We start from the raw sequence: 24,815 nt of genomic DNA on the forward strand, positions 1-24,815 counted from the left end.
ATTTAATCTTTAGACCATATCAAATACTTTTTTACTTTGTAGCTGATATTTAGTCCTTTAATGCAGTTAGTTTGTTTGTCTTTGTTTAAGCGTATTGATTCGATTTTAATTTTCTTTCCTTTAACAGAGGCGCATAATTGCGCAAAAGTCAATAAATCTGCGTCGTTTTTTACAACTGGAATATCAAGATCGTCACATAAAAATTCGGCAAAATCATCTTTTACTTTACTGCCTTCTGCCACTTTTTTAAATAAAATCTCAAACTGATCTTCAGACATTTTAGGTGCTTTTTTGGCTGTAGCAGTACTGTCTTTTACTGTTTTTGCTTTAGGAGCAACAGGTACGTACTGCAACATTTCTTCTAAAGGATCTTTTTTTACAGGACCGCGAGGAAGTGCAAAAGCTTCTGCTTTTTTCTCAAATTCATACGAACTAACATCCAACGGATTGGTCTTTTTTATAACTCTTGGATGCACATAGATTATTTTTTTAGCGACACGACTAAAATCGCCATTTATGACCAGCGTAATTGTTTTTTCGCCGGGAGTGATGAAGTTGTAGACTGGGTTTGAAGAAGTTTCATCTATGCCTTTATTTTCACCAAATGCCCATTCCCAAGTCTTGGCATCTTCAGAAATTGACTTAAAATAAGCAGGCTGTCCAACGGTGATAGTTCTAGGTGCAATAATCTTTGGCGTGCCTATTTTATCGGCAGCAAATTTATCTTTTATAATCAGCTCTCTTGTATGTGTGCAACCACCGTTTATGGTTAGTGTTACATAGTATTTTCCTGGGTTTTTGTAAATGTGAAAAGTATGCTTTCTGACATCTTTTTCTGATCCGTCTCCAAAGTCCCAAACCCATGATTTTGCATTAGGAGTTTTATCATAAAATTCTATAGATTCTTCTGATTGCGATTGGTCTGAAAAGATATAAAATTTTGCGTCTTCACAATCGACATGATTAAAAAATTGAACTATAAAGGCAATGATTCCAGCTAATAACAGGATGGTAAAAAAAAATACAATCCTAATATCGATATTTTTTTGATTCATTTTTAAATTTTGGAATATTTTACTATGTAAGATAATTTTAACAAAAAACGGAAGCAAATGTAGTTTTTATTATTTTAAAAAACTTATATTTTATACTATAAATTTTACAAAAAAGATTTGTATTCTTACAAAATATTTTGTTAGGTTTGTAACCACCTCGTTGCAAAATGTAAATAAATTCATAATAAACGAGTTACGTCCAAAAATGAGAATTTTCTCAAGGTTGAAAAAGGAAAAATGAGCGAGAAAATTATTTTTTAATGTTGCTAAAATTTTAAAAAAGACCCGTTTTGGGAAGTCAATTAATTTTTAATTATCTAAAAAGAGCGTATTAATATTATTTTTTATGAGGCAGATTGTTATAATGATTCTTATGATGCATTTATTTACAGAATGCCATGCTCAAAAATATATTTCCCAAATTCCCTTCAAATATGATTATTCTTTGGAGCTATTAAAAAAACAGTCTCAAATGACCGAAACAGGTTTGAAGAATAAAACAGTCGTAAATGATAACTCCGAGAATTTAAGCGATGAAGTATTGGCTCTCAAAGAGAAATATTCTATTATTCTGGCTGTAATGCCAAATAAAATAACCAATTACAAATTATACTCGTACATAAATCCTTGGTTGAACACGCCGTATAAAGAAAAAAGTTTTTCTAAAAAAGGAATTGATTGTTCTTATTTTCTACAGTCTCTATACAGTGATGTTTACAAGGTTACTCTTCCTAAAGATCCTGCAGGGATGTGGAAATCTAAATCAATCCAGATTTTTACAGGTAGAAGTTTTCTTGCCGAAGGCGATCTAGTTTTCTTTAGATACGATAAAGATCATCCAATATCTGATGTTGGCTTGTATCTGCATAATGACCGAATTCTGGCTTGTACAGACAAAGGTTTGGCAATATATAATTTCAATGATGAATACTTTCAGTTACGATATATAGGCGCAGGACGAATCAACGAAGATGGAAAGAAAAAGTAAAAAAAGTCTTGAAGAGCTTGCATACGAAATAGAGAGTATTTCCTATGATATAAGGGCGGAAGTTGTTGCTAATGAACTTCTTGAAAATAAAGCCGTGGCACAAGACGAAATCACGATTTCGAACCATGGACAGTTTTCACGAGCATACAGAAGTGATATTCTAGGAGCAGGAATTCAGGATGATAATTATGACAAACAGGAGTATCTTAATATTAGGCTGTCGCGAGATAGTATGTATGATGCATTACCAGAGGGTTTTGTTCATAGTTTGACTGAAAACAATTCGGATAAGTCTGTAAAACAAATGATTAAGGAGCATAAACACCAGAAAAAGCAAGAAGCAGAAGCTCGTGTTTTTTTTACTCCTTTTGAAAATGAGATTTTTCATTATCGAACTAAAATTGAAAGTGTTGAAAGAAATTTTTTGTATCAGCTCAACGGAAGTAAGCCATTGGAATTTTTCTATGATTTTTGGGGATTGTCGCACATTTATCCAGAAATTTTAGTTTCAAAGTTTATTCAGCTTTTACCTTATGCGTATAAAATAGTGGGAGATATAGACTTGGCTTGTCATTGTTTGTCTAGTATTATTGAAGAAAAAGTAACTTATACAACGACTACTTCGAAAGAATATAGTGAAGAAGGAGAGCAGATTAAGTTAGGTGAAAATCGATTAGGAGTTGATTTTATTACCGGGAAAAATTACATGGATTATTCGATGAATTTAACCATAAAAATAGGTCCGATAGCGAATAAACCGTATCAGCATTATCTTAAAAACGGCGAGATAAAAATATTTATAGATTGTTTTTGCGAACATTTCTTTCCGATGGAAGTAGAAGTAAAAACAGTTTTATTGATAAATGAAGAAACCGAAGAGTTTAATTTTAGTAAAGAACCTGTGTTAGGGTACACAACACGAATTTAGTAATGGTAAAAAAGCATTTATTAGCCCTTATTGATATTAGGCTTATTGTATTTTTAGTAGCAATTATAGCAGTGAGTTTTATACTTACGATGGTATTCAGCGATAAAATAAAAGAATTTGCAGTACAGTATAAAAGAAAATTTTACATCTATGTTTTCTCATTTGTATTGATATATGCCCTTGTTGGTTTTTTGGGGTATAACAAATTATTCACAGAGTTATCAGACGAATTTCGATTTTATCAAATAGCATCGCTTTTGTTCGGAATCCTTAATGTTTACCTGTATAGATGGTACTTTGACGAGTTCAATAAAAAAGGATCTGTTGGTATAGAATTGTTGTTTTCTTTACTAATAACACTTTACTCAAGCGTATTATTTGTCATTATCTACACGGCATTAAACGGCATTGCCTTGACTTTTTTAATGTGCTCTCATTTCTTGGTATTTATCGTTCCAACAGGAGTTTATGTGGTATTTAATTATATGATGCAGATACCTCCAAAAGAGTATGTTACTTGGAGAATACCAGAAAGAAAAAATCCTTTTCCTGAGATAGAAAACGTTCAAATGAAGGATTTATTACTGATAACATTATTGATTCAGAAAAAAGAAAGCGATACAAAATATACCTCAATTAGATCAAAAGGTTCGGTTAGAATTGATTTTGGGGCTCTATTTTATCATACCGTTTCAGGATATAATGAGCATAATGCAGAAAGTAAAATTGATTTAAAGCATAATGGAGAAAATTACAATTGGGTTTTCTTTTTACAGCCTAAATGGTATCAGACAGCGAAATATGTAGATGCAAAATATACTTTAGGGATGAACGGCATCACTGAAAATTCAGTCATTATTTGTAAAAGACAAAGAGTGAAAGAAATTACTCAAACAAAAAAAGAAGGAAAAGGTAAAGACTTTATGTTTGAACCTAAGATGGAAAATAAAGAAAAAGAGGTTGAAGTTTAATGTTGCTGAGAAAATATGTATTACGAAGACAAACCTGAAGAATCCCCATACGGTAAGTTCCGTACTTATAAGATCAAAAAAGGAGATACACTTGCAAGCGTAGCTAGAGATCTTGGCGTTGAGGCCGATGAGCTTAGGTGGTATCATAATATGTATTGTGAGATTCCAGATTTAATAGAAGCTGATTTTAAAAGCTATTCTGAGTTTTTGATTCTGGCTCCGGAAAAATATATTGAAGAAAGAAAAGAAAAAGAAGAGAAAAAGGGACAAAAAATAAGTTTGGGAAGTGATTATGGGCTACCCTTTTTAGCAGAAAGATTAAATGGAAGATATAAGGTAAAATATACATTTGAGGTTGGAGACCAGGTAGATGTCACAGAAATGGCAATAAATGTAAAATGGCTTGCTACAGATAAAAATAGATACCATCTTTTTGAAATTGGACGAAGTAAAACTGTTCATATCAATGGTTTGCCTCCTAGTTCTTTGATTGAGAAACTTGGTGGAAAAACAGCAGAAATGCTTTATCCTCTAAAAATTGTGGTAGACAAATTTGGTAAATGGGTTGATATTTATAATTATGATGAAATTGAAAGTCGGTGGGAAAATTTAAAAAATGAAATTCTGAATTATTACGAAGGCGAATTAACGGAAGCTTATATTGATTATACGGAAAAAACCTTAACAAATTCAGATACTTTATTAAGATCGCTTCGTTCAGATTATTTTTTCAGGACATTTTTTAATGGAATTTATGTTGGTTATACAGCTGATTATTCATTTAAAGATGAAGTTTCTTTCCCTTTAGAGGAAGAAGTAGAAGCTATTTTTGAAGTTATGCAAAAAATCACTCCTCTTTTAGATGATGATGGTTTTATTAAAGTAGATCAAAAAGGCGCTTATATGGATTCAGGCTTAGGGATTTTATATGGGTATAGTCCTTCAAAAGTGAATTATAGCGCTATTTACTTCTTGAATTCGGAAACGTATACAATTGAGAGAATGAATGTAGAATGCAATATTTTATCAAATGAGCATAAAAAAAATACTATTGAGATTAAGCTTTTAGAATAATAAGGAAGATAATAGTTTAAAATTCAAGGAATATCAAGGATTGTTTTGACATTAAATGAAGTAAAGTTATGAGTGAAAAACATGTAGTAGTACAAGGAGCAACTTTAAAATGCAAGTTTAGCGTAGAGCCTAAGTTAGATACGCTTAAGGTTAAAACGCACAGTAAACATTATGCTAATGATAAAGGTGCTGAAAGCAAACTCATAGCAACCGATAAAGAAATTGGTCAGACACTAGAGAAAAATACTTTTGGAAAATGTAAAATGCAACCTAACGGAAGTGGAGATTACTTGCCATGTCAAGCAGTAATTACTAAATGGAGTGGTTTTTACGAAAAAGTTACATTATCTAACAAAGGAAAAATTTTATTGGAAGACAGTAAAGGAACTTGTCCTATTGGTGGAGCTGACTGTATAGAAGTGGATAAACACGGGCAAAAAGCAGAATTGAACAGACAGAATTTGAAGAATGCTAAATCTGAAGTTCTAAAGCAAATAAACCCAATGGTAGATGTAAAAGAGCTATTCGCAATTGAACATACAGACGAAGGAATAATATATAGTTAAGAAATAGTTTCATTATTTTCTAAAAGTATAAAAATGGCAAAGGGAGTAAAAAAAATAAAATGGGTTGGTCAAAGTGGTGCGCTAAGAGATTTTAGTTTGCAGAATAAAATACTTTGCATAAAACCAAACCAAACAGCTCCATTTATGGTTGACGAATGGTATAGTGAAACCACAGAGGAAGAAAAAAGAAGAAACATCACATGGTTATGGATGGATCAGAAAAAGAAAAAGATTTTCAAGAAAGAAATAAGATCTGCTGGTACTCCTTTCGGTGTCAACTTGCCTAAAAAGCTATGTGGGTCGTATGCTTTTTATCTGGAGGCCAGTTTATATGGAAGCCATGACCGCAATGCAAATACTGGATTACATGTATATGGAAAATGTGAAAAAAAAATAACTTCTTCTTCTTGGAGTAAAAAAGAAAATACAGCAGATAATAGCGAGATAAATTATGGACATGATTTATTTATTTCATTAGAAACGGAAGGTGTAAATGGTGATACATTAACATTGGAATCATATAGTGCAAAAAAAACAGAAACACCTATACAAACTGTAAATGTAAAATGCATAAATGGAGCACTTAAGGCTAAGTTTACAACAATGTCTTGTTTTATGGCAGTTCCAGGTTTGCCTAGTGATTTAGAAAATTTTTATATAAAAGTACTTGACATCACAGGAGAGTATCTTAAAACTGAAAGTGGGAATGATAAAATAGTTTCTTTTACTATAAAAAATAAGAGGGTAATGCCTGTATTTGAGCCACCAACAAATACAACTCCCTTAACAGTTGACAGCACTCCTAAAGAGGAAGAAGTAAAAACAGAAGGTATTATTACAGCATATTTTGCTAAAGAAGAATTTTCGTTGGAAACAGCTGAGGTTGCTGACCAATTCGAATATAAATTTAAAAATAGAAATGCCAATATTGACAAAGACAAGATTGCTGCCATTATTAAGAAAAATGTAGACCCACAAGTAAAAGCAGATAAAAAATATGCTAAACTTGATGATATTAAAAATGCGCTTATAGAGAGGACTTATGAAAAGGGGGCTTCTATTTCTTTTAATTTGTACAAGTTAGGAGCAAATTATATAAAAATAAACAGTGCTCCTTTGGAAGAGGAAGTATATGTCGTAGCAAAAACATTTTTATTGGACGGCAAAGAAGTATCTATTACAATAAAAGAAAAAGAGACCATTCTGATAGATGCAGATGCAAACGTACCTGTTTTGGAAGCCAAAGAAGATGGAGCAGAACTTGCAACACTAAAAGCAACGGTTGAAAAAGGCATAGCAAAAGTAAAAATAAAGCTTCGCCCAAAAGCAGATGAAGATTTAAAAGAATGGAAAGAAAAACTGCTTAAAGGAAAAAAAGAAGAAGCTTACCGCTATACATTTAAAAACGAAACCGTAATTACAGATAGCAATAAAAAACAATTTGCAGTAATAATACTAAACAATGCAAAAGAAGGAAAACAAGGCAATGCAAAGATAGCAACCGGAAAAACGGCTTTTGCAGATGATGTTGAAAAAGCGTTAAAAAGCGAAACCTACAGCAGTGGTGCCACAATTAGTTTTGATACCTATAAAACACAAGCCGAAAGCCTTTGGTTAAAAGCCGAATGTCAAGGTGAGACTGTTAAACACGAAAAAGAATTTTTGAAAAGAGATGGGGCTTATTTTATAATTGGGAAAAAGTGTGAGTGTGAAGCAAGAATAAGAGCATTCATGAGGGTAATACGCATTGCAGAAGGAACAGGAGAATATATAAAAGGAACTAAACAAGCAAGAGACCCCGAATTAGGATATACAACTTGGTTTAGTGGGGCTGGAAATAACTTTACTTTATCAGATGATCATCCACGAGTAATAAACAGCAATAGTACAAATACGATAAGATCATCAGCTGCTGGTGCTTATCAAATTATGAGTTGGAAATCTGATAACCTAAATGGATATACATTAGTATTTAAGGATGGATATTTTCAAAAAAAACTCCCTGAAGAATATATTGAAAAGTATGATAAAGCTAAAAAATACGATGCAAAAGGATTTTCTAAAGAGGCACAAGATAAGTTGTGTGTTGCTATATTAAAAGATGATGCCAAAGTAATAAATGCTCTTCAAAAAAAAGATATTAAGGAAGCAATTTCAAAATCAAGCGGAATATGGGTGAGTCTTCCTGGAGCAACAGCTGGACAACCCACTGCAAAAATGCAAGAGACATTGGATTATTATGAAGAGTTTTTAAAAGATGAATTGGCAGGAAAAAGTAATCTACATATCAAACAAGGGTTTTTGAAAGATTTTGATATTAAATGTAGTTGTGATTTAGGCGATTGTACTGAAGAAAAATGTACTCAGTATGCTGATGTAGTTCCAAATCCTCAAATAAGTACTGATAATGGAGGAAAGAAAAACAATAGATTTAACTCAGCAGGAGGAAGGAAAAACCCACATAGAGGTGTCGATATTTATACTGGAGATAATAAAGTTGATGTTCATTCTTTACTTTGTGGTGAAGTAGTCTTTACAGTGACCTCATTTGCTACAAATGAATACAACTCAACTAGTCTAGGTAATTTAGTTGTTGTAAAATCGAAAGATAAAAATGATGAAGTAGTTTATATAATGTATTGTCATCTAGACTCTGTAAAAGTAGCTAAGAATGATAAAGTTAAGCATAACGATGTAATAGGGATTTCGGGCTCTACAGGTAATGCTGGTTCAGTGTATGAAAATGGAAAATTGATACATGGTATTTCTCCAGAAAATTATCATATTCATATCGAGGCTTCAACCAGCTATGTTGCTGGGACTGCTACTTTTAAAAATGTTGCTTCTTCAAGAGTAAATCCTGAGGATTATATGAAAACTAAATTTGATATTGATGGTGAGAAAATATAGTAAACTAAAACAAATTATAGAAGTAATTCTAATCTTTTTATTGATTATTTCATGTAATGGGCAAGTTTCAAATAAGAAAAATCAGGTTTTAAATGAGGATAAAGAACAAACTAAAAATATAAAAGAACATCCGCCTGTTGATTTTTTTGACCAAAAATATTTCAATGGTTATAAGATTTCCTTTGGAGATGAAGATATATCAGAACATCCATATCGCTATTATTATAATTATGAAAATAAAGAGATACAGTGGTTTGCTATAAGTTATGTGCCAAAAAACATTTCTTTACATAAATACTGGTCAAGCTATCTTCAGGGTTCGAGCTCAAATGAAGCGACACAAAGTTCAACAATTGAAAAAATAATCAATAAAGATTTGAGTTCATATAACATTTTTGCAGTTTATATACCTAAAAAATATTTGGATATATCAAATGGAGTATCAGAAGAGGCAATGTTTTTTAAAAATAATACAGAGTTATATTTTTATCTATATGATGCATTAGAGAATAAATGGAAATTTCTAAAAAAAACACAAACAAATGCACCATTAATTGGAAAACGTGATTTTTTCAGCAAACAGTTTCCAGAATTATTTTCTTTAAAAAAAGATTTGAGATTAAATGATAACAAGAATATTAGTGAAACAGAAAATATAACTTTATTAAGAAACTTTATTTTTGAGTTCTCAATATCTAAAATTGAAAATGAAGATGGAAACGAAATACAAAAAGTTAAAATAAACCTTAAAAACAAGGAAACAAATAAAATTCAGGTAATAGATTTCACTCCTAAATTATTAGTAACACAATTTGATGGAAGCTCAGCAAATAGTATATCATATTTTGGTAAAGAACAATCAATTATAAAAAGTTATCAAGAAATAGAAGGCGGTCATATGTTGATAGCTTTAGATGTAAATTTTGATGGGTTAGAAGATTTTGCAATAATAAATTATCAGGGAAGTAATGGAGGAACTCAATATGCTTATTATGTTCAAAAAGCAAATAAGCAATTTGTATTGGATTCATATCTAACAGAAAATGTTAGATTTTTTCCATCTGAAATTAATAAAGGTAAAAAAATATTAACAATAATTTATCCTTCGGGGTGTTGCCAGTTTCAAACATCTAAGTTTCAGATTCAATCAAACGGGAAATGGAAAAATACCTATTCGCATTTAGAAAATATTAAATAAGATTTGGTAAATATTTTTAGTTTAGATTCAAAAATTATTTTATTCAAAAAATAGATATAAAGCTCTTTGATATATTGAAAAGAAAAGCCCTAGCTAGCAAAAGCGCAATGCTTTTGTTAGCTGAGGGAATTAAATGAAAAAATATGAAAATGAAAAATTGCATGTATAAAACTTTTTTAAAATCATTTATACTTTTTGGAATAATAGTAAATGGTTGTAAGCAGGAGAACCAATCTTACTCAAAAGAAAATGAAGTAATTATTAAACGGGATGATTCTACAAAGGTCTCTTCAATCGCTGAAAAAAAGGATAGTATTTATGTAAAAAAAGAGATTTCATTTGACATCATTCATTCTTTTAAAGAAGATACTTCTGAAAATTCTTATATATGTTTTGATACGAGACTAACCTATAAGACAGATAATAGCTTTATGCTAACAAAAAAAGAATTTGGAATTACCGATGTTGATTTATCTGAAACAAATTATGAAGGCTGGTTTTTCTATGTATTCTTATGAATCTAGCAAGAATAAAGATATAGAAATAATTATCATTGAAGCTTTAGCAGATATTGGTACAAATTGGTATTATGTAATAATATTAAATAAAAAGGATTTAGTTGATAAATTTTACATTAAAGAACCTAGATCAAATTCAGAAATAACTCAGATAAAAGATTTTTTAAGTATTTTTTTTAGTAACGGAACATTAGTATTTAAGTTTAAAAAAGATAAAATAGCTAAATATTCAACAGTTAGCCCTGACTTAAAAAGTGATTTAGAATATGTTTATATTGAAAAAAAACTGAATTTATAAAATGTGATAATACCTAAAATATCTTATTACATAAAAGCTAAACCTAAATGACGTTTTTTAATAGATCTTGGTAAAGAAAAGAAAACATTAGAATAATAAATGTACTAATGACAAAGACAATGATCACAACGACCATCTACATATACAAGGATATTCGCCAACACTAAAAGAAATTTAAAATGAAATACTTATTATACTTGGTTTTTTTTATTCAATTTCAAAATTGCAAATCCGAAACCAATATTGAGTCAAAAGATTCATCAAATAATGATGTAAAAGTTGAAAAGTTAACTCAAGAAAATTATTCAATAGACTCGATAGATAAAAGTGCCATTGGTAAAAAGATTAAGGAATTGAATAAGATTAAGGAATTAAAAAGCATATTGAAAAATTCCTTAGAGAGACAAATCGAGAGACCCTATATGTTCGATATTTTTGTTTCAAGTAATGATACTCTATTGCAATTTTATGATTATAAATTTTTTGAAATTAATGCGACTAAAATTAAATCATATTTTATAAAAATAGATTATGAAGATGCTGATTTTCAGTGTGTTTTATTGGTTAATGAAAGTTTGAATGTCGAATATAATAGTATGATAGTTTATGAAGAATTAAACTCTGAAGTAAAATATTTGAGAATTAGTGAAATAAAAGCAGACAAACTTTATATTAGTTTTAAAAGTCCTAATACAGTCGAAAACTTATTTTTTCAGTTAAAAGATGGTATGTTTTTAGATTATTTTGACAATCAGTCAGTTGATGAAAAATGGGGTGAAAGGGAAATTTTCGGTCAAAAAGAAATTTTTAAATATCTATTGAAAGGAAAAACAAATAATCATTTAAAAAATGGTTACTGGGTTGAGAAAAGGTATTTATTCGAATATGGCAAAAGTATAATTCAAGATGGATATTATATTAATGGATTAAGAAACGGTGATTGGAATTTTTCTCCTGAAGGTTCAGTAGATATGATAAAGAAATTTGATAAAGGGAGATTTATTTCACAATCATATCCTTAAAAAAATAAATAAATAATACGATTTTAAAGTAAAGAAAGCTCCTTGACATATTGAAAAGAAAAGCCCCAGCTAGCAAAAGATTTTTTCTTTTGTTAGCTGAGGGAATTTATAAATTAAATAAAATGAAAAAAATATTAAGTTTTGCAATTTTGACTTTATTGTTTGTAAACTGTAAAGGAGATTCAAAAATCAATGCCAGTCTAGGAAAAGACTTAAAAGAAGATTCAATACAAATAGCTTCTAAATTAGAATCAAGTCAAGACAAAGAGTTAAATGATAAAAGTTTAGCAGGGAATTATTGGTCATTTTATAAAATTTCTGAAAATTCTATCTCAGGAACATCTAAAATGACGAAAGATGAAATTGTAAGTCAATTTAAAAATGTTAAAATAGAAATTGATGAAAAGAAAGTAAAAATAGGAGAATTTTGTATTTATGATTATTATAAAAGTAATAAAAGCCTAACAGAATATTATGAAAGTACTAAAACGGCTAAACTGTATGAGGATATATTTGTAAAAAAAAAATAAAGTTTGGCAATGAAATTACGGTTTATCAATCATTATATCCTGAAAAGGCTTGTGAAATTCCTTGGGACGAATTAATTATTGCTGATAATACAATTATTATAACATTTGATGATTATCTGGTGTTTTTTAAAAGGCAAAATGGCAATTATCAAGATGATTGTTATTCAAAGACTAAGATTACAAATTTACCTATAACAAATAAAATTATTAATGGTAATAATGTATGGAATCAACTAGATTGTAATATAGCCAATTTAGACAATAAAGATTATTTAAGATTACCAGACATAAAAGATGTTAAGGTTTTTATTTTAGCAAATTTCAATTTTGATGATTTTACCTATACGTTAGTAACCATAAAAAATGATAAAATTATTACAAAGCAAGATATTGGTTTTGCTAAAGATATTGATGAACCAAATACAATATCTGAAATAACAGAATTTGAAATAGATCAAGATTATGTTTTTGTGATAAATACTAAATCAAAAAGCGGTGAAGATTTAAAAATCAAAAACACAGAGCGATTTAAAATAGATGAAAATGGCTTAATTGTAATTATTAAATAATTAAAATTTGTTATACAACTTTTTTAAAATATTGAAAAAAGGCTCGACTAATAAAAATTTGAAAAATTAATGATACTTATAGTTTAGATGGTAATGAAAATAATGTTTAATTTTTTAATAATAGCTCTGCTAATTTCTTGTACTGGAAAACCAATAAAAAGTAATGATAAAAGTGTAGAAAAAATAAATTATTCGAACAAATCAATCTCGAATAATGATAAGGAAAAATTTACAGATAATGGTTTAATAGATACATTAACTACAATGATTGCAGAATACGGTGGAATTAAATTTTACACTGAAGATAAATTAAGAGGTGATGGTGTAGTTCAATTATTAATCGATATGGATATCGAAATTTTAAATTTTGATAAAACTGTATTTGGAAGTATAAAATTAAATAGCAATGTAGAAGAACCTTTTGATATAAAACTACCAAAAAGTGTTGTTGCAAGGGAGTTGATTCCAAATGTTGAATATAGAATATTCTGCTTCGATGCAGAACAACCTGAAAGCGATAATAATTTTTTAATTATTTATATAAATAAAGAAAAAAGATTAATTAGTAAACAGAGAGTTAAATATAAGTTTAGTTCATGGGAAGCATATGCAAAGACAGCTTTTGTTCACCTGACGCCAAAAGTTAAAAATAGTTCGAAAGAGGAGAAGCTATATTATTATGAAGTACTTCAAGTAAAAGGAGATTCTATGAAGATTAAATCTGTTTCTAAAACGTCCTGTGATTATGTGGAAGAATATAAAGATGTTACGAAATGGATAAAATGGAAAGACAACTCATATAAGTTTATCGCATTTGATTTTTGTAATTAGAATAAAAAAAACATTACAACAATTAATGAAGTTTTAAATCTAAATTATAAATCAAATAGGGAAGTTGAAAATCAGGCTCAATGCGCACAATTGTATCTATTTAACCCGTAAAATCTTGTTATAATAATAGAGCTAACAGTAATAATCAAAATCTAACCAAAAAAAAGAGGAGTTAAAAATTCTCATTTCAAAATAAAAACTAATAGAATTATGATAGAAAAATTAAGTCATTTTCCCGTAAACTGGATTGATGGGATGAAGATAAATAAGAGTCATTTTTTATCTATTCAGGACAACGTTTCTGAGTTGGTAAACGATGCCATTGGTATTCATACCACACCAATAAGTTACGGATTGCTGGATTCTGGAAACCAAAATAAAGAAACTACAAAAATTACTTTAGGAATCGACAATCACAAACTGCTTCGTGTTCGTGTAGAAGAGTGCCACGCTATAACGCCAAACGGTTCAAGAATCGAAATCAGTAAAAGCAATACCGATACATTAGATCTTCAGGTTCCGTATCCAGAAGACACTTATGAAATAAAAGACGGAGAACAATTGGTGTTATTAGCCTGTATATCAGTTAATTCAAAAAAGAGAATTCCTTTTGGCGAGCCAGATCCAGATGAGGTTCCGCCAAGATATCCGTATACACAGCCAGAATACAAATTGCATTTAATTAAAGCCGAAGAATTCCGTTCAGGAATTGGGTACGGAGGTTTTTACTTGGCAATTGGTAAAGTGCTTATTGGAGACACTACAATTTTAGATGAAGATTATATTCCGCCATCAGTCACAGTGGCCTGCCATCCAAAATTAGTTGACATGCAGGCACAGATCGCCCGTTCGTTTGGACAGATTGAAATTTATGCTGTTCAGATTTCTCAAAAAATAAACAGAGGGCAACAGGCAGGAGTTTTACCGCAGACTGTAATGCAGCTGGCAGACAATACCGGGTATTATTTGGGAAGTACTCTAACACAATTTCGTTGGTTTTCACTGCATCAGCACCCAGCTTCAATGCTAGGCTCGGTAGTATCGTTTGCGAGAGTGATGAAGAATTTTATCGACTCGAAATCGGGAGCTGGAAAAGAAGAGCTGTTGAATTATTTTGCCGAGTGGTGCGATATTTCACAGGGAGATTTGGAGATTATGTTTACCACTCTTATTAATGCAGGTTACGATCATGTGCACATTGATAAAACAGCTTCATTGGTAATGAACGCTTTGGCGAGAATAGAGAAGTTATTTGAAACATTAAACAAGCTGGATTACATAGGCAAGAAGAAAGAAAACATCGAATTGTTTGTTGCTGAAACAGATAAAAAAGATATCGTTCATAACCCAAAACGTCACGGTTTCTTTATCAAAGATTAAAAAGTAAAATAGTAATATAAATTATGGAAGTATTAAATAAACAAGAACGCCAGAAAGCCTTTATCGCTTTTTTAATTGCCTTTATCCTAACTTTTTGCGTTATGCTGCTTGCTGTTTCGTTCAACTTTTATATGCCAGTAGCAGAAAATAAAATGCTGAAAGCAGAGAATGAAATGATGAAAAGAGAATACGATTATCAAACTAACTTTTCGGTTAAAATCGACAGTATTAGAATGACAATCGATTCTATTAATTCGCCAAAAGTAGATAACGATTTTCAGCAGCGTCTGGCAAATGTTATGATTGCGAATATTTATCAGAAAGTACCAAAAGATACGACTGAGAATAAAAAATTATACAACAATGTTATTCTGGCCTACAAGAATATTATTGATTACAAAAAGCAGATTAGAAGTCTTACGCACAATTCTCACTTAATAGACAGTTTGAACCAATCGGCCAAAACATACAAAGAAGAATTAGAAAAAGTAAGCAGAGATTTAGATGTATGTCGTCAGATTTATCAAAATCAATAAACAGAAATAAGAGTAAAAAATAATAAACCAATCATTAAAAAAATTCAAATTATGTTGTCAAATTATGGAATTGGAGGTAACGAAGTAAAAATTGATGCAGATGAAGCAATCACTGCAATCCCTCAAAACAGAACACTTGTTGCTCAGAAGTTAACAGTAGATGCTCCAGTAAAACCTGAATTGGTAGAAGGAATTACAAGTATCGAAAAAGCATTTGAACACTTTAAACCAGAAGTAAAAGTAAATTTTGAAACTGTTGACGGAGCTACTAAAGTAGAAGCTTTAAACTTTAAAAATTTAGGAGATTTTGGAATAAAAGGAATTACTACACAAAGTAGTTTTTTATCTGATCTTGAGACAGAAAAGGATCAATATCAAAAAATTATCCGTCAGTTAAAATCAAATAAGATTTTAAAAGCGGCTTTAGAAGACGGAGAAGCAAAACAAGCTTTATTAGAAAGTCTTGGAGCATTGATCAATGAGTTAAAAGAGAACAAATAAGAATCTTAAAATATTTTAGATATGTCAAATAAAGAAGCATATAAAGGAGATCTTGATACAGCGGTATTAGAACCTAAAGCAGTAAAAGGAATTTCGATTGAAAAAAATGTTGAAAAACTAGCTAAATACGGTGGTTTTGATTTACTGGAAATGTCTATTGAAGGAGTTCAAAATCTTAATCCAGAGAGAAAAGCAAGAAGAAAAATCTTTTTAGGCGAAGTAAACAAAGCAAAAGAAAGAGAAACGCTTTTGAAAACATTAGAACTTTGGACTTCGGTTTTAAGCAATAATGAAGCTTTGACTGACATGGTAGCACAAAGTGAAGACAAATGCAAAGAATCTGAAGCTTTGCTACAAAAAAACCTTGCAAAAGCTGTTGAAGATACAAGAGAGATTGAAGCGGCTTACAGAACTTTAGCTTTATTCTTTAAAAACACAGAAACAGATAAAGTAAAAAATGTTACGATTGTAAATGCTGAACTTGATCAGTTAAAAGATCTTGACAATACACGTTTTATCGATGCAATTCACTCAGAATTAGTGGATAATTATGATCGTTTAGACCTTAAAAATAACTACGGAATTTTGGTAATTCCTGGATATTTAGGTTCTAATAAAGTGATTGAAAAATGGGCAAAAATTGCGCATGAAAATAAAGTAATGTTGGTTACAGATTTCGAACACTTAGATGAACCGGATGATGTAATGGAAATGTTTGACACTGCTTCTTTAACAGGAGGAGATGTTTACCGTTCTAACGTAATCATGACGTGTAACTGGCTTGTTGGACGTGGCAGATTTGATCAAATTGGAGAAAGCGAAGATTTACACGTTGCGCCTTCTGCAGCATTAGCAGGAAAAATTTACAAAACATTAATGTCTCAAGTTACTGCAGGTAAGAAATTTGGAGGAATTAATGAAGTTGACGGAGTAAAATTTGACCTTAAGAAAAGCGAAATCGCAAATCTTGAAAACTTAGGTTTGGTTCCAATGGTAAACGAGTACGGAAAAGTTATGGCATTTTCTGCTAAAACACTATTCAGCGGAGATAACTTAGGTTTACAGACTTACTCTGTAGTTCGTGTTTTTGATTATGTAACTAAAGTATTAATGGATTTCCTTAATCGTCGTGCATTCGAAAACTTTACAGCTAAAACACGTAAAGAGATTATGAATCAGATTGTGGCTTTCCTTGACGGAATCACAGGTCCAGATAAATTGATCGAGAATTTTGAAATCCGCAGATTCGAACAAGATCCAATTCAAAAAGACAGAATTTATATGGATATCCACATGAAACCTTATTTCCCTGCTAAAAACTTCCTTATTAAAATGGATGGACACAAAGGAGATGACGGAACAGAATGGGATACAGATTACGAGCAAAAATAATTGTACAGTAAATAAAAAAAGGAAGCACATAAAATTGTGCTTCCTTTTTCAACAAAACATTGATCTTTTGAATGATCAAACCAAATAATTCAAATTCATGAACGTACTTAAAATTTTACTTTTAGTCGGTTTGTTTTCCATATCAAGTTCGATTAAAGCACAAAAAGTAAAACAAATTGATACTTTAAGTTGCCCTATTACGCAAAACGATTTATTGCTTTCAGGAAAGTTATTTGCAAGTGCGACCCCAATTTTACTTCGTGTTTACAACGAAGATTATGAATACGCTGTTTTTCAGTTAGGAAAAAGGAGAGGCAGCATTTATTTATACTTTAAAATTTTTACAGATAATGTCTGTGTAAAACAAGAGCAGCCGCTGGAACTCTATTTTAAAAATGGAGAAATGTATATTCTCAAAAACACTTTCAAGGTAAATTGTGATGGAACTGCAGCTCTTGAACTTTCACGAAGAGACATTAAGAAATTAATGTCAAATAGTATCAATACAATTAAATTTTTCACACTTAAAAAAGACTATGAATTTAGTCCCACAGAAGCTGATAATCAAAATATAAGGTTTTATCTACACTGTTTAAAGCTTTATAAAGTGAGAAAGAAAAAATAGAATTCGATTGACATAATTTGACGCAACCTAAATATAATCTCTAATAAAAAATCAAGATATGCCATTTCCAGAATTGAACCTTTCATTAGGACTTACAGATAACGACGGTTCTGTTTTCTATGCGGGAAGCGGAGAAGGAAAAGTGATTGTAAAAACAGATTCTGCTTTAAAAAAGCATAGTATCAATATCACAATTTCAGAACAAGAGGTTGGATCAGTTTATTTGAATACACATTTAAAAGATGTCGAAATTCCTGCTGAAATTGAAATTCCTGTTTATCAAATGATTGTTACAGATGATAAAACAAACGAAAAAGAAATCTACAAAGTTACTCGCGATACTTTTTTCTATAAACAGCAAACAAAGAAAAAAGGATTGTGGAGTTTTTTGGGTTTAAAATTCTTAGCTCCCAATAACTTTCTTTTTGAAAATATTCCTTTCGAACCTTTAAAAGAAGAAATGGAAACCTATGAAATTTCAAAATACAGAAAGCTAGATCAAGATAAACTGACTTATAGTTTTCAGAAAGGAGAACAAAATATTCAGCTTTTTGCTGGTGATATTAATACGCTAAAAGTAGAGAAGGGCATAAGCTATTTTGTAGTTGTTGATGAGAAAAAAGGACAAAGATTCATTGGCGATATATTATATAGAGAAAAATTTATAAAACTAACACCATCAGTTAAACTTCATATCATTAAACGCAGGCGAGTTTCTAAAGAAATGGAAACAGATAAAAAAGGCCAAGCTAATAAGTTGATTTATATTTAAGAAGCAAAATTATGAAAGGAGCATTTTACAAACTTCCAATAGATTTTAATAGCGTAATGCAAAAAAAAGAGTTGGAAAAAACCTCGATTGAGCATTCTATCGCCCAACAGATCATTTTACTGGCTACTACCACATTTGGTGAGTGCAAGTTTGATGAAACGTTTGGTTCAAAAATCTGGGAAATCGACTTTGATTTGCTGATGAATGAAAATACGTTAAAAGAAATCATTTCAAAAACAATGAAACAGTCTTTGGCTTTTCATGAAAAGAGAATAAAAGTAAACGAGCTTAAAGTTGAATTATCTGAAACGATCTATTTTGTTGATGATGTGAGCAGATCAAAAAAGAAAGTCGATATAATAATTGAAGCAACAATTAAAAGTACCAATCGTGATTTTGACTTTAGAGGGTACTTTTTTGTTGCAACCGCTATCCTATAAATAGCTTTTTTTAGTGCGATTTTTATTTCAATAAGCTAAAAAGGTGTGTTTTTTTAGTTTTTAAATATCTGATAGTTTGATAATTATATATTGTAAATAAAGTTTTATTAAATAAATTATTATAATAAGATTTTATTTATATATTTACAGCATAAATAAATAAATTAATAATTAAAAATTTTTCATTATGTCGTTTTTAACATCATTAACAGTAGCAGGAAAAGATTACAAAGTATTAAACGTTAGTTATGATTTAGCTCAAGAAACAGATGCTTCTGGGCGCCCATCTACAGTAACACGTGGAGGAAGAATCATGATCGAGGTTGAATCAACTGGAAGTACTGAATTGTTTGAATGGATGACTAACAATTTCGAAAGAAAAGACGGGTCAGTAAAATTCATCAAACGTGATTCAAATGCTACTTTAAAAGAGCTAAAGTTTACAGAAGCTTACATGGTTAAGTACAAAGAAAACTTTGATCATAACAGTGAAAATCCATTAACTGAAACTTTTATGATTTCTGCTCGTAAAATTTCGATGGGTGGAGGAGAATTTGATAATGCTTGGGTATAATCCTTTGGACTTTATCAATCTTAATTAAACTAAAAGGAAGTCCGATAAGTGGACTTCCTTTTTTGTTTTCTTTTTTAGAATATCTGGTTTTCAATTCCCGATTAGCTGGATTTTCGCACTTCCTAAATTAATCATCTAAACAAATCTACAAATGAGTTTTTTATCTAAATTACATATAGACGGCGAAGAATATAATGTTCTTGAATTTAATATTGGTTTCAAACAAGAAATTGACACAACAAGCAAACCTACAGGAAACGCTAAAGGCGGAGTAATAAAAATGATTATCGAAGCAAGTCAGAACAGTCATTTTTTGTCTTGGATGTTAAACGGAGATTTAACCAAAGATGGTAAAATTGTTTTTTATAGAAGAGATGCATTAAGTAAAATGAAAGAGCTTTCATTTACTAAAGCATTTTGTATTGGTTACGATGAGCAATTTACAAGCACTACCGAAATCCCAATGAGAATTACTATGGAATTAGTGGCAAAAGAATTGACTTTTGGAGACGCTAAATTCTCAAATAATTGGATTGCGTTAGATTAATTGTTTAAAAGCTCATTAAAAAACAAGGACACATTATTATGGCACATTTTTCAGAACAAGTACATATAACTATAGGAGGTTTTACCCAAAACGTTGTTTATTATGATTTAAAGCTATCTCAAAAAATGGCCGATCATCATCATTTTTCGTTTGTTTGGCAATACACGGGTAGAGCAGTAATTAATCCGGCAGATCAAGCAAAAGCACTTAGAACCTATCTTGGCGATGAGGTGATTTTTACCTTTAAAAGTCTTACTGGAATAAGATTAATGAGTAAAGGAATCATTACGGAACTTTCTTCTATTGATCTTGATGGAAGCCCAGCTGGATTACACGTTTCTGGCGTAAGCCACAGTATTGTAATTGACGATATGAAAAAGTCAAGAACATTTAAAGATCGCAGTATGGATGATATCGTACTGGGAATTTTTGCTGAAGTAACCTGGAGAATTTTATCAAAGAGATTCTATTAAATCAACCTATCTTAAAGAATTTAGAAACCTTTTGCAATATAACGAGACTAGCTTTGAGTTCTTAAAGAGAATTGCTAAGCGTTACGGGCAATGGTTTTATTTTGACGGAATGCGTATGCAGTTCGGACAAACAAAAAGTAGTCAGACCAAGTTAATTAACGGGGCTTCATTACATAGTTTTAAGATACAAGCTAATATGAGCTCGCATAAAATTTCGCTGAATGGTTATAATTATGAAAATGTGGCAACCTTTCGTGATGCTGCCGCTAAGACTTCCTCTGGAAGTAAAGATAGTTTTGCCGCTATTGTTGGTTATAATCAGGGAACGGTTGCAAATTCTGATTTAAATAATGGTGCGTATACTGCAAATGCTACAAATAAAGAAGAACTAGAGGAAATGATAAAACTGCAAACTGCGGGTAGTGATGCCAACAGTGTATATTACAGCGGTATTTCTTATTTTCCAATTGGTCTTGGACAGGTTTTTACAATAGTAAACCAAACTGTAGTGCATGAGCTAATTGCTATAGAAGTTGTACACCATTCTCAGGTTCATGGAAATTATTCTTGCGAATTTAAAGCAATCCCTGCCGATGTATCGGCTCCACATTATACAGATGTTTTTGTATACGGTAAAGCAGAAACACAGCCAGCAAAGGTAAAAGACAATAATGACCCAGAAGGATTAGGACGTGTAAAAGTAGAATTTTATGGAGCAAGCGGTACAGCAGTTACAGATTGGATAAGAATGGTACAGCCTTATTCTGGACCAGGAAAAGGATTTTATTTTGTTCCCGAAATCGGAGAAGAAGTTTTAATTGGTTTTGAAGGCAATAATGTCCAAAATCCGTACGTAATTGGTGCGCAATATAACGGACAAGATTCAAGCGGTTATGCTGATGCTCAGAATAATGTAAAAGCAATTCATACCCGAAGCGGACACGTTATAAAATTTACGGAAGACGAAAGCATCATAATTGCCGATAAAAATGGTAACGAGATAGTAATGGATACTGTGGGTGGTAATATTAGTATTACAGCAAACAATACGATTGATCTTAACGCACAAAATATCAATTTTAATGCTTCTCAAAACATTAGTGTAAGCGCTGGAATGAATATTACAGAAAGTGCTGGTGCTGACAAAACTAGTGTTGTAGGTATGATGCTTAATACAACAGTTGGTGGTGATAGTATGTTATCAGTTACAGGAAACTTCATGGAAAATATTGAAGGTAATTTGGAATCGCATACTGCAAAAGAAAGGCAAGAAATTGGAGTTAAAGGAATTGACAATAGTAGTGAAGGCGGAATAAATAAACACTCTAAAAAAGAAATACAGGTTAATAGTGCCGAAAAATCTAAATCACACTAAGGTATGAGCAGAATAAGAATTGTAGGAGGTACTATCACCAAAACTACTGGAGGAGATCACAATATTTATTCTGAGGGTAATATTGTTTATAATTCAGGAACAGCAGTAACAGAAACAAGTGAAACTAGTATTGTTTATGGAAAACCTAAAGATTTGCCTTCTTCACCACTTTTAAAAAAATATTTTGAAGATGGTTGGTGGTCTTCCGATGAAGCTGGAGATATAAGAATTAAAAAAGCTTTAGTAGGAGATCATGTTTATTTTCACATAACAACAAAGGGCATTCCTGATGGTGAAATTGTACAAATGAAATTGTATGATGATGATAATACTAATGAAAATGAACGTAAAGATAAAGATAAGGATAATGATGACTATATAAAAACCAGAATGAGCAATAATCAAAAAAGATTAGGATGGATGGTTAAGAATAATAAAGTTGTTGTTTCTATTGTCTTAAACAATTTAGAAAGTTTTATAAAAGATGAGGAAGATAAAGAGATTGAACTTTATTATCGTTGTAGTTACAAAACAGAAAATGTAGAATTACCAAAATCACCTAGTAATTATTTAAGAGTGACTGTTGATACAATTCCTCAACTCATACTTGTAAATGGTCACTGGAATAGAATTGCAAATGCATTAGGCGCATCACCAGGAAGTGGAGGAGAAAAGTATTGGGATTATTTTTTAGGACGTTCAAAACAGACTTTTATAAAAGATTCTGAGACGCATTTTAATATAAACTATAAAAACGGAACACCATACTTTTTTGATGGAAGTTCGTTTATTGGAGGAAGTAGTTCTGGTAGTGCAAGAAAACAGAAAGGAAAAGAAGCAGCGAAGGAAAAATTCGAAAAAGAATTAAAAGCCATGCAAACTAGGACATATTATTTTATTTCACATAGCGAAGGCGGTGCCTTTGCAGCTGGAGTTGCAGAATATCTAACTGAAAATGGAGTTACAGTCGGAGAGCATATTATGTTGTCATGTGATGAAGCCGATGAATTTACGGTAAATAGTCAAGTTCCAACTTATCAATTAATACCTTGCTATCTTACAAAAGATTATACAATTGTGAAAAAGATTTTGAACCTTCCGAGATTCATATTTCATAGTCAGCAAATAAAAAAAATAAGAGATTATTATATTATTGTGGACTGGGTGGTTGGTGATTATCGATTAAAAGGAGCTATAAAATCAGGAGTGGTTATTAGTAACAATCCTAATGTTGATTGGATGAATTTGCATGCCGATTTGATTGATTCAAATATATTTAAACAATTAGAAGACCTAAAAAAAGTAAGAGTAGGTCAAGTGATCGGTGAATATAAAGGAGAGTTTTATAGTGGATATGCACAATATGATGTCAATACTCGTTTTTATAGAGTTGAAGACAATATAATCATAGACAACATACCGTTAAATTAGCTAAGTAATGAAAAAAAGCATTAAATATTTAGTACTGTTCATTTTTATAATAGGAACATGTGTTATAGTTGGAGGCGTTTTGTTTTCGATTGGACACGGTAAAGCTCAATCAGTTGATTTAAAAAGTTATCCTAAAGAGTTGATAGCATTGGAAAAATATGCTAAAAATGAATTTAAATTGGATACAAACGAATCTATTTATGATTTGAAAGAAAGAGGATGTGCAAAAGTCTACGGAAAAAAAGATACTTTTTCTAAAGAAAACTTCAATATTTATCTAAATGAAGTCAAAGCACCAAAATATTCAAAAGATACAATACTTTTAGATAAAAAAATCGACAGTCTTGCGATAATCATTAATGAATATCTTCCTCGTAAGGAATGCCATGATTCCATTTCTATTTATTATTATTTGTATGACTATGCAAATAAAAAACAATATTATAATAGGAAGAAAAAGTATAAAATCAATTAAAAAAGAGACCTCGCTGGCGAGAAGCATTTCGCTTGTGATATTTGTTATGTTTCATCTTAAAAAAAGTTTACATATTTTACATTTAATACTAAAATAGGTACAACTACGAATAGCTTAAATTGATCACAAGAGTGAGACGGTAGCACCAGCGTGGGAGTATATTATTCAGTTTAAAATCGAAACGTTATAAATATACATTTTCAATTAAATAGATTTTTTAATATTTTAAAATGTCTCTCTTTGCAGATCCTGCTTATTCATTATTATAGAATAAAAGAAATGAAGAAGAAAATATTTTGGTTTGTACTTTTTGTTTTGGCAATTGGATTGTATATATATTTAATGGATTGTAGACATAATAATATAAAAACTGAAATTTACACTGATTGTGCAAATGATACAATCGTTAATTTAAGAAATGGAGATTTATCATTGATTTTTAGTAATAGATATGAAAAAATGACTAAAAAAGGAATGATAATACAGGTAGTAAGGAAGGGTAAAGTTTTTGGAGAATTGAGATACACAAAGAAAAATGCGAATGCTCGAATAGAACTAGAATTAGAACAGTATAAATTATATAAAACTGACAGTTTAAAAATAACTTTTAGTAATAGCAAATTTGTCTATATTCATGGGTTTGAAAATGAGGTTGAATATGCACATGGAGAACACTTTGTAGGTTGTTTTTTATTATACTATAAAGTAGATAATCAGGAAGCACAAACTATTCACGACGGATCCAGAATTAATATCCTATGATTGTATTGGATTATTTTCACAAGTAGAAAAGAGAGATTAAATCGAGTTTTGGAAGAGAGCAGCAAAAGATTTAT

28 protein-coding genes are annotated in these 24,815 nt (G+C 30.6%); 27 read left to right on the top strand and 1 reads right to left on the bottom strand.

The features are described 5' to 3' along the window. Nucleotides 1–2: 2 nt before the first annotated feature. Complete coding sequence (locus tag ACPWTF_RS21060) at nucleotides 3–1,055, bottom strand: PKD domain-containing protein (protein ID WP_427872873.1); 1,053 nt, start codon at nucleotides 1,053–1,055, stop codon at nucleotides 3–5. A 346-nt stretch (nucleotides 1,056–1,401) separates the two neighbouring features. On the opposite strand from ACPWTF_RS21060, the gene ACPWTF_RS21065 reads away from it, so the two are divergent. From ACPWTF_RS21065 to ACPWTF_RS21195, 27 genes are all read left to right on the top strand, one after another. Further along, nucleotides 1,402–2,043, top strand: coding sequence for a C40 family peptidase (locus tag ACPWTF_RS21065; protein ID WP_427872874.1), 642 nt, complete (start codon nucleotides 1,402–1,404; stop codon nucleotides 2,041–2,043). Beyond that, nucleotides 2,027–2,971, top strand: a complete 945-nt coding sequence (locus tag ACPWTF_RS21070; protein WP_427872876.1) for a type VI secretion system baseplate subunit TssG — start codon at nucleotides 2,027–2,029, stop codon at nucleotides 2,969–2,971. Before ACPWTF_RS21065 ends, ACPWTF_RS21070 begins: the two co-directional genes overlap by 17 nt. Before the next feature lie 2 nt (nucleotides 2,972–2,973). After that, a complete protein-coding gene (locus tag ACPWTF_RS21075; RefSeq protein WP_427872878.1) occupies nucleotides 2,974–3,942 on the top strand; it encodes a TssN family type VI secretion system protein in 969 nt (322 codons plus the stop codon). A 15-nt stretch (nucleotides 3,943–3,957) separates the two neighbouring features. Then, nucleotides 3,958–5,016 (top strand): LysM peptidoglycan-binding domain-containing protein, encoded by a 1,059-nt coding sequence (locus ACPWTF_RS21080; protein ID WP_427872879.1) that lies wholly within the window; start codon nucleotides 3,958–3,960, stop codon nucleotides 5,014–5,016. A 68-nt stretch (nucleotides 5,017–5,084) separates the two neighbouring features. Beyond that, the gene (locus ACPWTF_RS21085; RefSeq protein WP_427872880.1) at nucleotides 5,085–5,582 is read left to right on the top strand and encodes a DUF4280 domain-containing protein; all 498 of its coding nucleotides are present in this window, start codon (nucleotides 5,085–5,087) and stop codon (nucleotides 5,580–5,582) included. A gap of 33 nt (nucleotides 5,583–5,615) precedes the next feature. Then, a complete protein-coding gene (locus ACPWTF_RS21090; protein ID WP_427872881.1) occupies nucleotides 5,616–8,492 on the top strand; it encodes a peptidoglycan DD-metalloendopeptidase family protein in 2,877 nt (958 codons plus the stop codon). Beyond that, complete coding sequence (locus tag ACPWTF_RS21095) at nucleotides 8,476–9,690, top strand: XAC2610-related protein (RefSeq protein ID WP_427872883.1); 1,215 nt, start codon at nucleotides 8,476–8,478, stop codon at nucleotides 9,688–9,690. The genes ACPWTF_RS21090 and ACPWTF_RS21095 overlap by 17 nt, the downstream gene beginning before the upstream one ends. A 143-nt stretch (nucleotides 9,691–9,833) precedes the next feature. Then, the gene (locus tag ACPWTF_RS21100) at nucleotides 9,834–10,208 is read left to right on the top strand and encodes a hypothetical protein (protein WP_427872884.1); all 375 of its coding nucleotides are present in this window, start codon (nucleotides 9,834–9,836) and stop codon (nucleotides 10,206–10,208) included. Beyond that, nucleotides 10,177–10,506 (top strand): hypothetical protein, encoded by a 330-nt coding sequence (locus tag ACPWTF_RS21105; protein ID WP_427872886.1) that lies wholly within the window; start codon nucleotides 10,177–10,179, stop codon nucleotides 10,504–10,506. Before ACPWTF_RS21100 ends, ACPWTF_RS21105 begins: the two co-directional genes overlap by 32 nt. A 179-nt stretch (nucleotides 10,507–10,685) precedes the next feature. Then, nucleotides 10,686–11,528: a hypothetical protein gene (locus ACPWTF_RS21110; protein WP_427872887.1), complete on the top strand. Its 843-nt coding sequence runs from the start codon at nucleotides 10,686–10,688 to the stop codon at nucleotides 11,526–11,528. A 50-nt stretch (nucleotides 11,529–11,578) separates the two neighbouring features. Beyond that, on the top strand, nucleotides 11,579–12,058 hold the full coding sequence (locus ACPWTF_RS21115) for a hypothetical protein (protein WP_427872889.1): 480 nt from the start codon (nucleotides 11,579–11,581) through the stop codon (nucleotides 12,056–12,058). Nucleotides 12,059–12,177: 119 nt separating this feature from the next. Further along, nucleotides 12,178–12,627, top strand: a complete 450-nt coding sequence (locus ACPWTF_RS21120; protein WP_427872891.1) for a hypothetical protein — start codon at nucleotides 12,178–12,180, stop codon at nucleotides 12,625–12,627. Between the two features lie 102 nt (nucleotides 12,628–12,729). Beyond that, the gene (locus ACPWTF_RS21125) at nucleotides 12,730–13,458 is read left to right on the top strand and encodes a hypothetical protein (RefSeq protein WP_427872893.1); all 729 of its coding nucleotides are present in this window, start codon (nucleotides 12,730–12,732) and stop codon (nucleotides 13,456–13,458) included. A 210-nt stretch (nucleotides 13,459–13,668) separates the two neighbouring features. Further along, nucleotides 13,669–14,838 carry a hypothetical protein gene (locus ACPWTF_RS21130; RefSeq protein WP_427872894.1) on the top strand — a complete coding sequence of 390 codons (1,170 nt, stop codon included), beginning with the start codon at nucleotides 13,669–13,671 and terminating at the stop codon, nucleotides 14,836–14,838. A 23-nt stretch (nucleotides 14,839–14,861) separates the two neighbouring features. After that, nucleotides 14,862–15,374 (top strand): type VI secretion system TssO, encoded by a 513-nt coding sequence (gene tssO / locus ACPWTF_RS21135; protein ID WP_095930975.1) that lies wholly within the window; start codon nucleotides 14,862–14,864, stop codon nucleotides 15,372–15,374. A 51-nt stretch (nucleotides 15,375–15,425) separates the two neighbouring features. After that, a complete protein-coding gene (locus ACPWTF_RS21140; RefSeq protein WP_095930974.1) occupies nucleotides 15,426–15,875 on the top strand; it encodes a hypothetical protein in 450 nt (149 codons plus the stop codon). A 21-nt stretch (nucleotides 15,876–15,896) separates the two neighbouring features. Beyond that, nucleotides 15,897–17,267 carry a DUF5458 family protein gene (locus ACPWTF_RS21145; RefSeq protein WP_427872897.1) on the top strand — a complete coding sequence of 457 codons (1,371 nt, stop codon included), beginning with the start codon at nucleotides 15,897–15,899 and terminating at the stop codon, nucleotides 17,265–17,267. A 97-nt stretch (nucleotides 17,268–17,364) separates the two neighbouring features. Beyond that, nucleotides 17,365–17,892 (top strand): hypothetical protein, encoded by a 528-nt coding sequence (locus ACPWTF_RS21150; protein WP_250835491.1) that lies wholly within the window; start codon nucleotides 17,365–17,367, stop codon nucleotides 17,890–17,892. A gap of 58 nt (nucleotides 17,893–17,950) precedes the next feature. Further along, a complete protein-coding gene (locus ACPWTF_RS21155; RefSeq protein ID WP_427872899.1) occupies nucleotides 17,951–18,664 on the top strand; it encodes a hypothetical protein in 714 nt (237 codons plus the stop codon). A gap of 11 nt (nucleotides 18,665–18,675) precedes the next feature. Beyond that, on the top strand, nucleotides 18,676–19,104 hold the full coding sequence (locus ACPWTF_RS21160; RefSeq protein ID WP_427872901.1) for a GPW/gp25 family protein: 429 nt from the start codon (nucleotides 18,676–18,678) through the stop codon (nucleotides 19,102–19,104). 187 nt (nucleotides 19,105–19,291) lie between these two features. After that, complete coding sequence (tssD, locus tag ACPWTF_RS21165; RefSeq protein ID WP_012025247.1) at nucleotides 19,292–19,678, top strand: type VI secretion system tube protein TssD; 387 nt, start codon at nucleotides 19,292–19,294, stop codon at nucleotides 19,676–19,678. A gap of 151 nt (nucleotides 19,679–19,829) precedes the next feature. Next, on the top strand, nucleotides 19,830–20,225 hold the full coding sequence (gene tssD, locus ACPWTF_RS21170; protein WP_095930969.1) for a type VI secretion system tube protein TssD: 396 nt from the start codon (nucleotides 19,830–19,832) through the stop codon (nucleotides 20,223–20,225). A gap of 38 nt (nucleotides 20,226–20,263) precedes the next feature. Continuing rightward, a complete protein-coding gene (locus ACPWTF_RS21175) occupies nucleotides 20,264–20,698 on the top strand; it encodes a hypothetical protein (RefSeq protein WP_427872903.1) in 435 nt (144 codons plus the stop codon). 31 nt (nucleotides 20,699–20,729) lie between these two features. Then, nucleotides 20,730–22,073: a type VI secretion system Vgr family protein gene (locus ACPWTF_RS21180; RefSeq protein ID WP_427872905.1), complete on the top strand. Its 1,344-nt coding sequence runs from the start codon at nucleotides 20,730–20,732 to the stop codon at nucleotides 22,071–22,073. A 3-nt stretch (nucleotides 22,074–22,076) separates the two neighbouring features. Further along, nucleotides 22,077–23,504, top strand: a complete 1,428-nt coding sequence (locus ACPWTF_RS21185; RefSeq protein WP_427872907.1) for a hypothetical protein — start codon at nucleotides 22,077–22,079, stop codon at nucleotides 23,502–23,504. Nucleotides 23,505–23,511: 7 nt separating this feature from the next. After that, entirely contained in the window at nucleotides 23,512–23,979 is a 468-nt protein-coding gene (locus ACPWTF_RS21190) for a hypothetical protein (RefSeq protein ID WP_427872909.1), read from the top strand. 279 nt (nucleotides 23,980–24,258) lie between these two features. Continuing rightward, the gene (locus ACPWTF_RS21195) at nucleotides 24,259–24,741 is read left to right on the top strand and encodes a hypothetical protein (RefSeq protein ID WP_427872910.1); all 483 of its coding nucleotides are present in this window, start codon (nucleotides 24,259–24,261) and stop codon (nucleotides 24,739–24,741) included. Nucleotides 24,742–24,815 lie beyond the last annotated feature (74 nt).

The sequence above is a fragment of the Flavobacterium sp. MMS24-S5 genome, from assembly GCF_050320125.1.
In the GTDB taxonomy this organism is placed as follows: Bacteria; Bacteroidota; Bacteroidia; order Flavobacteriales; family Flavobacteriaceae; genus Flavobacterium; species Flavobacterium tyrosinilyticum.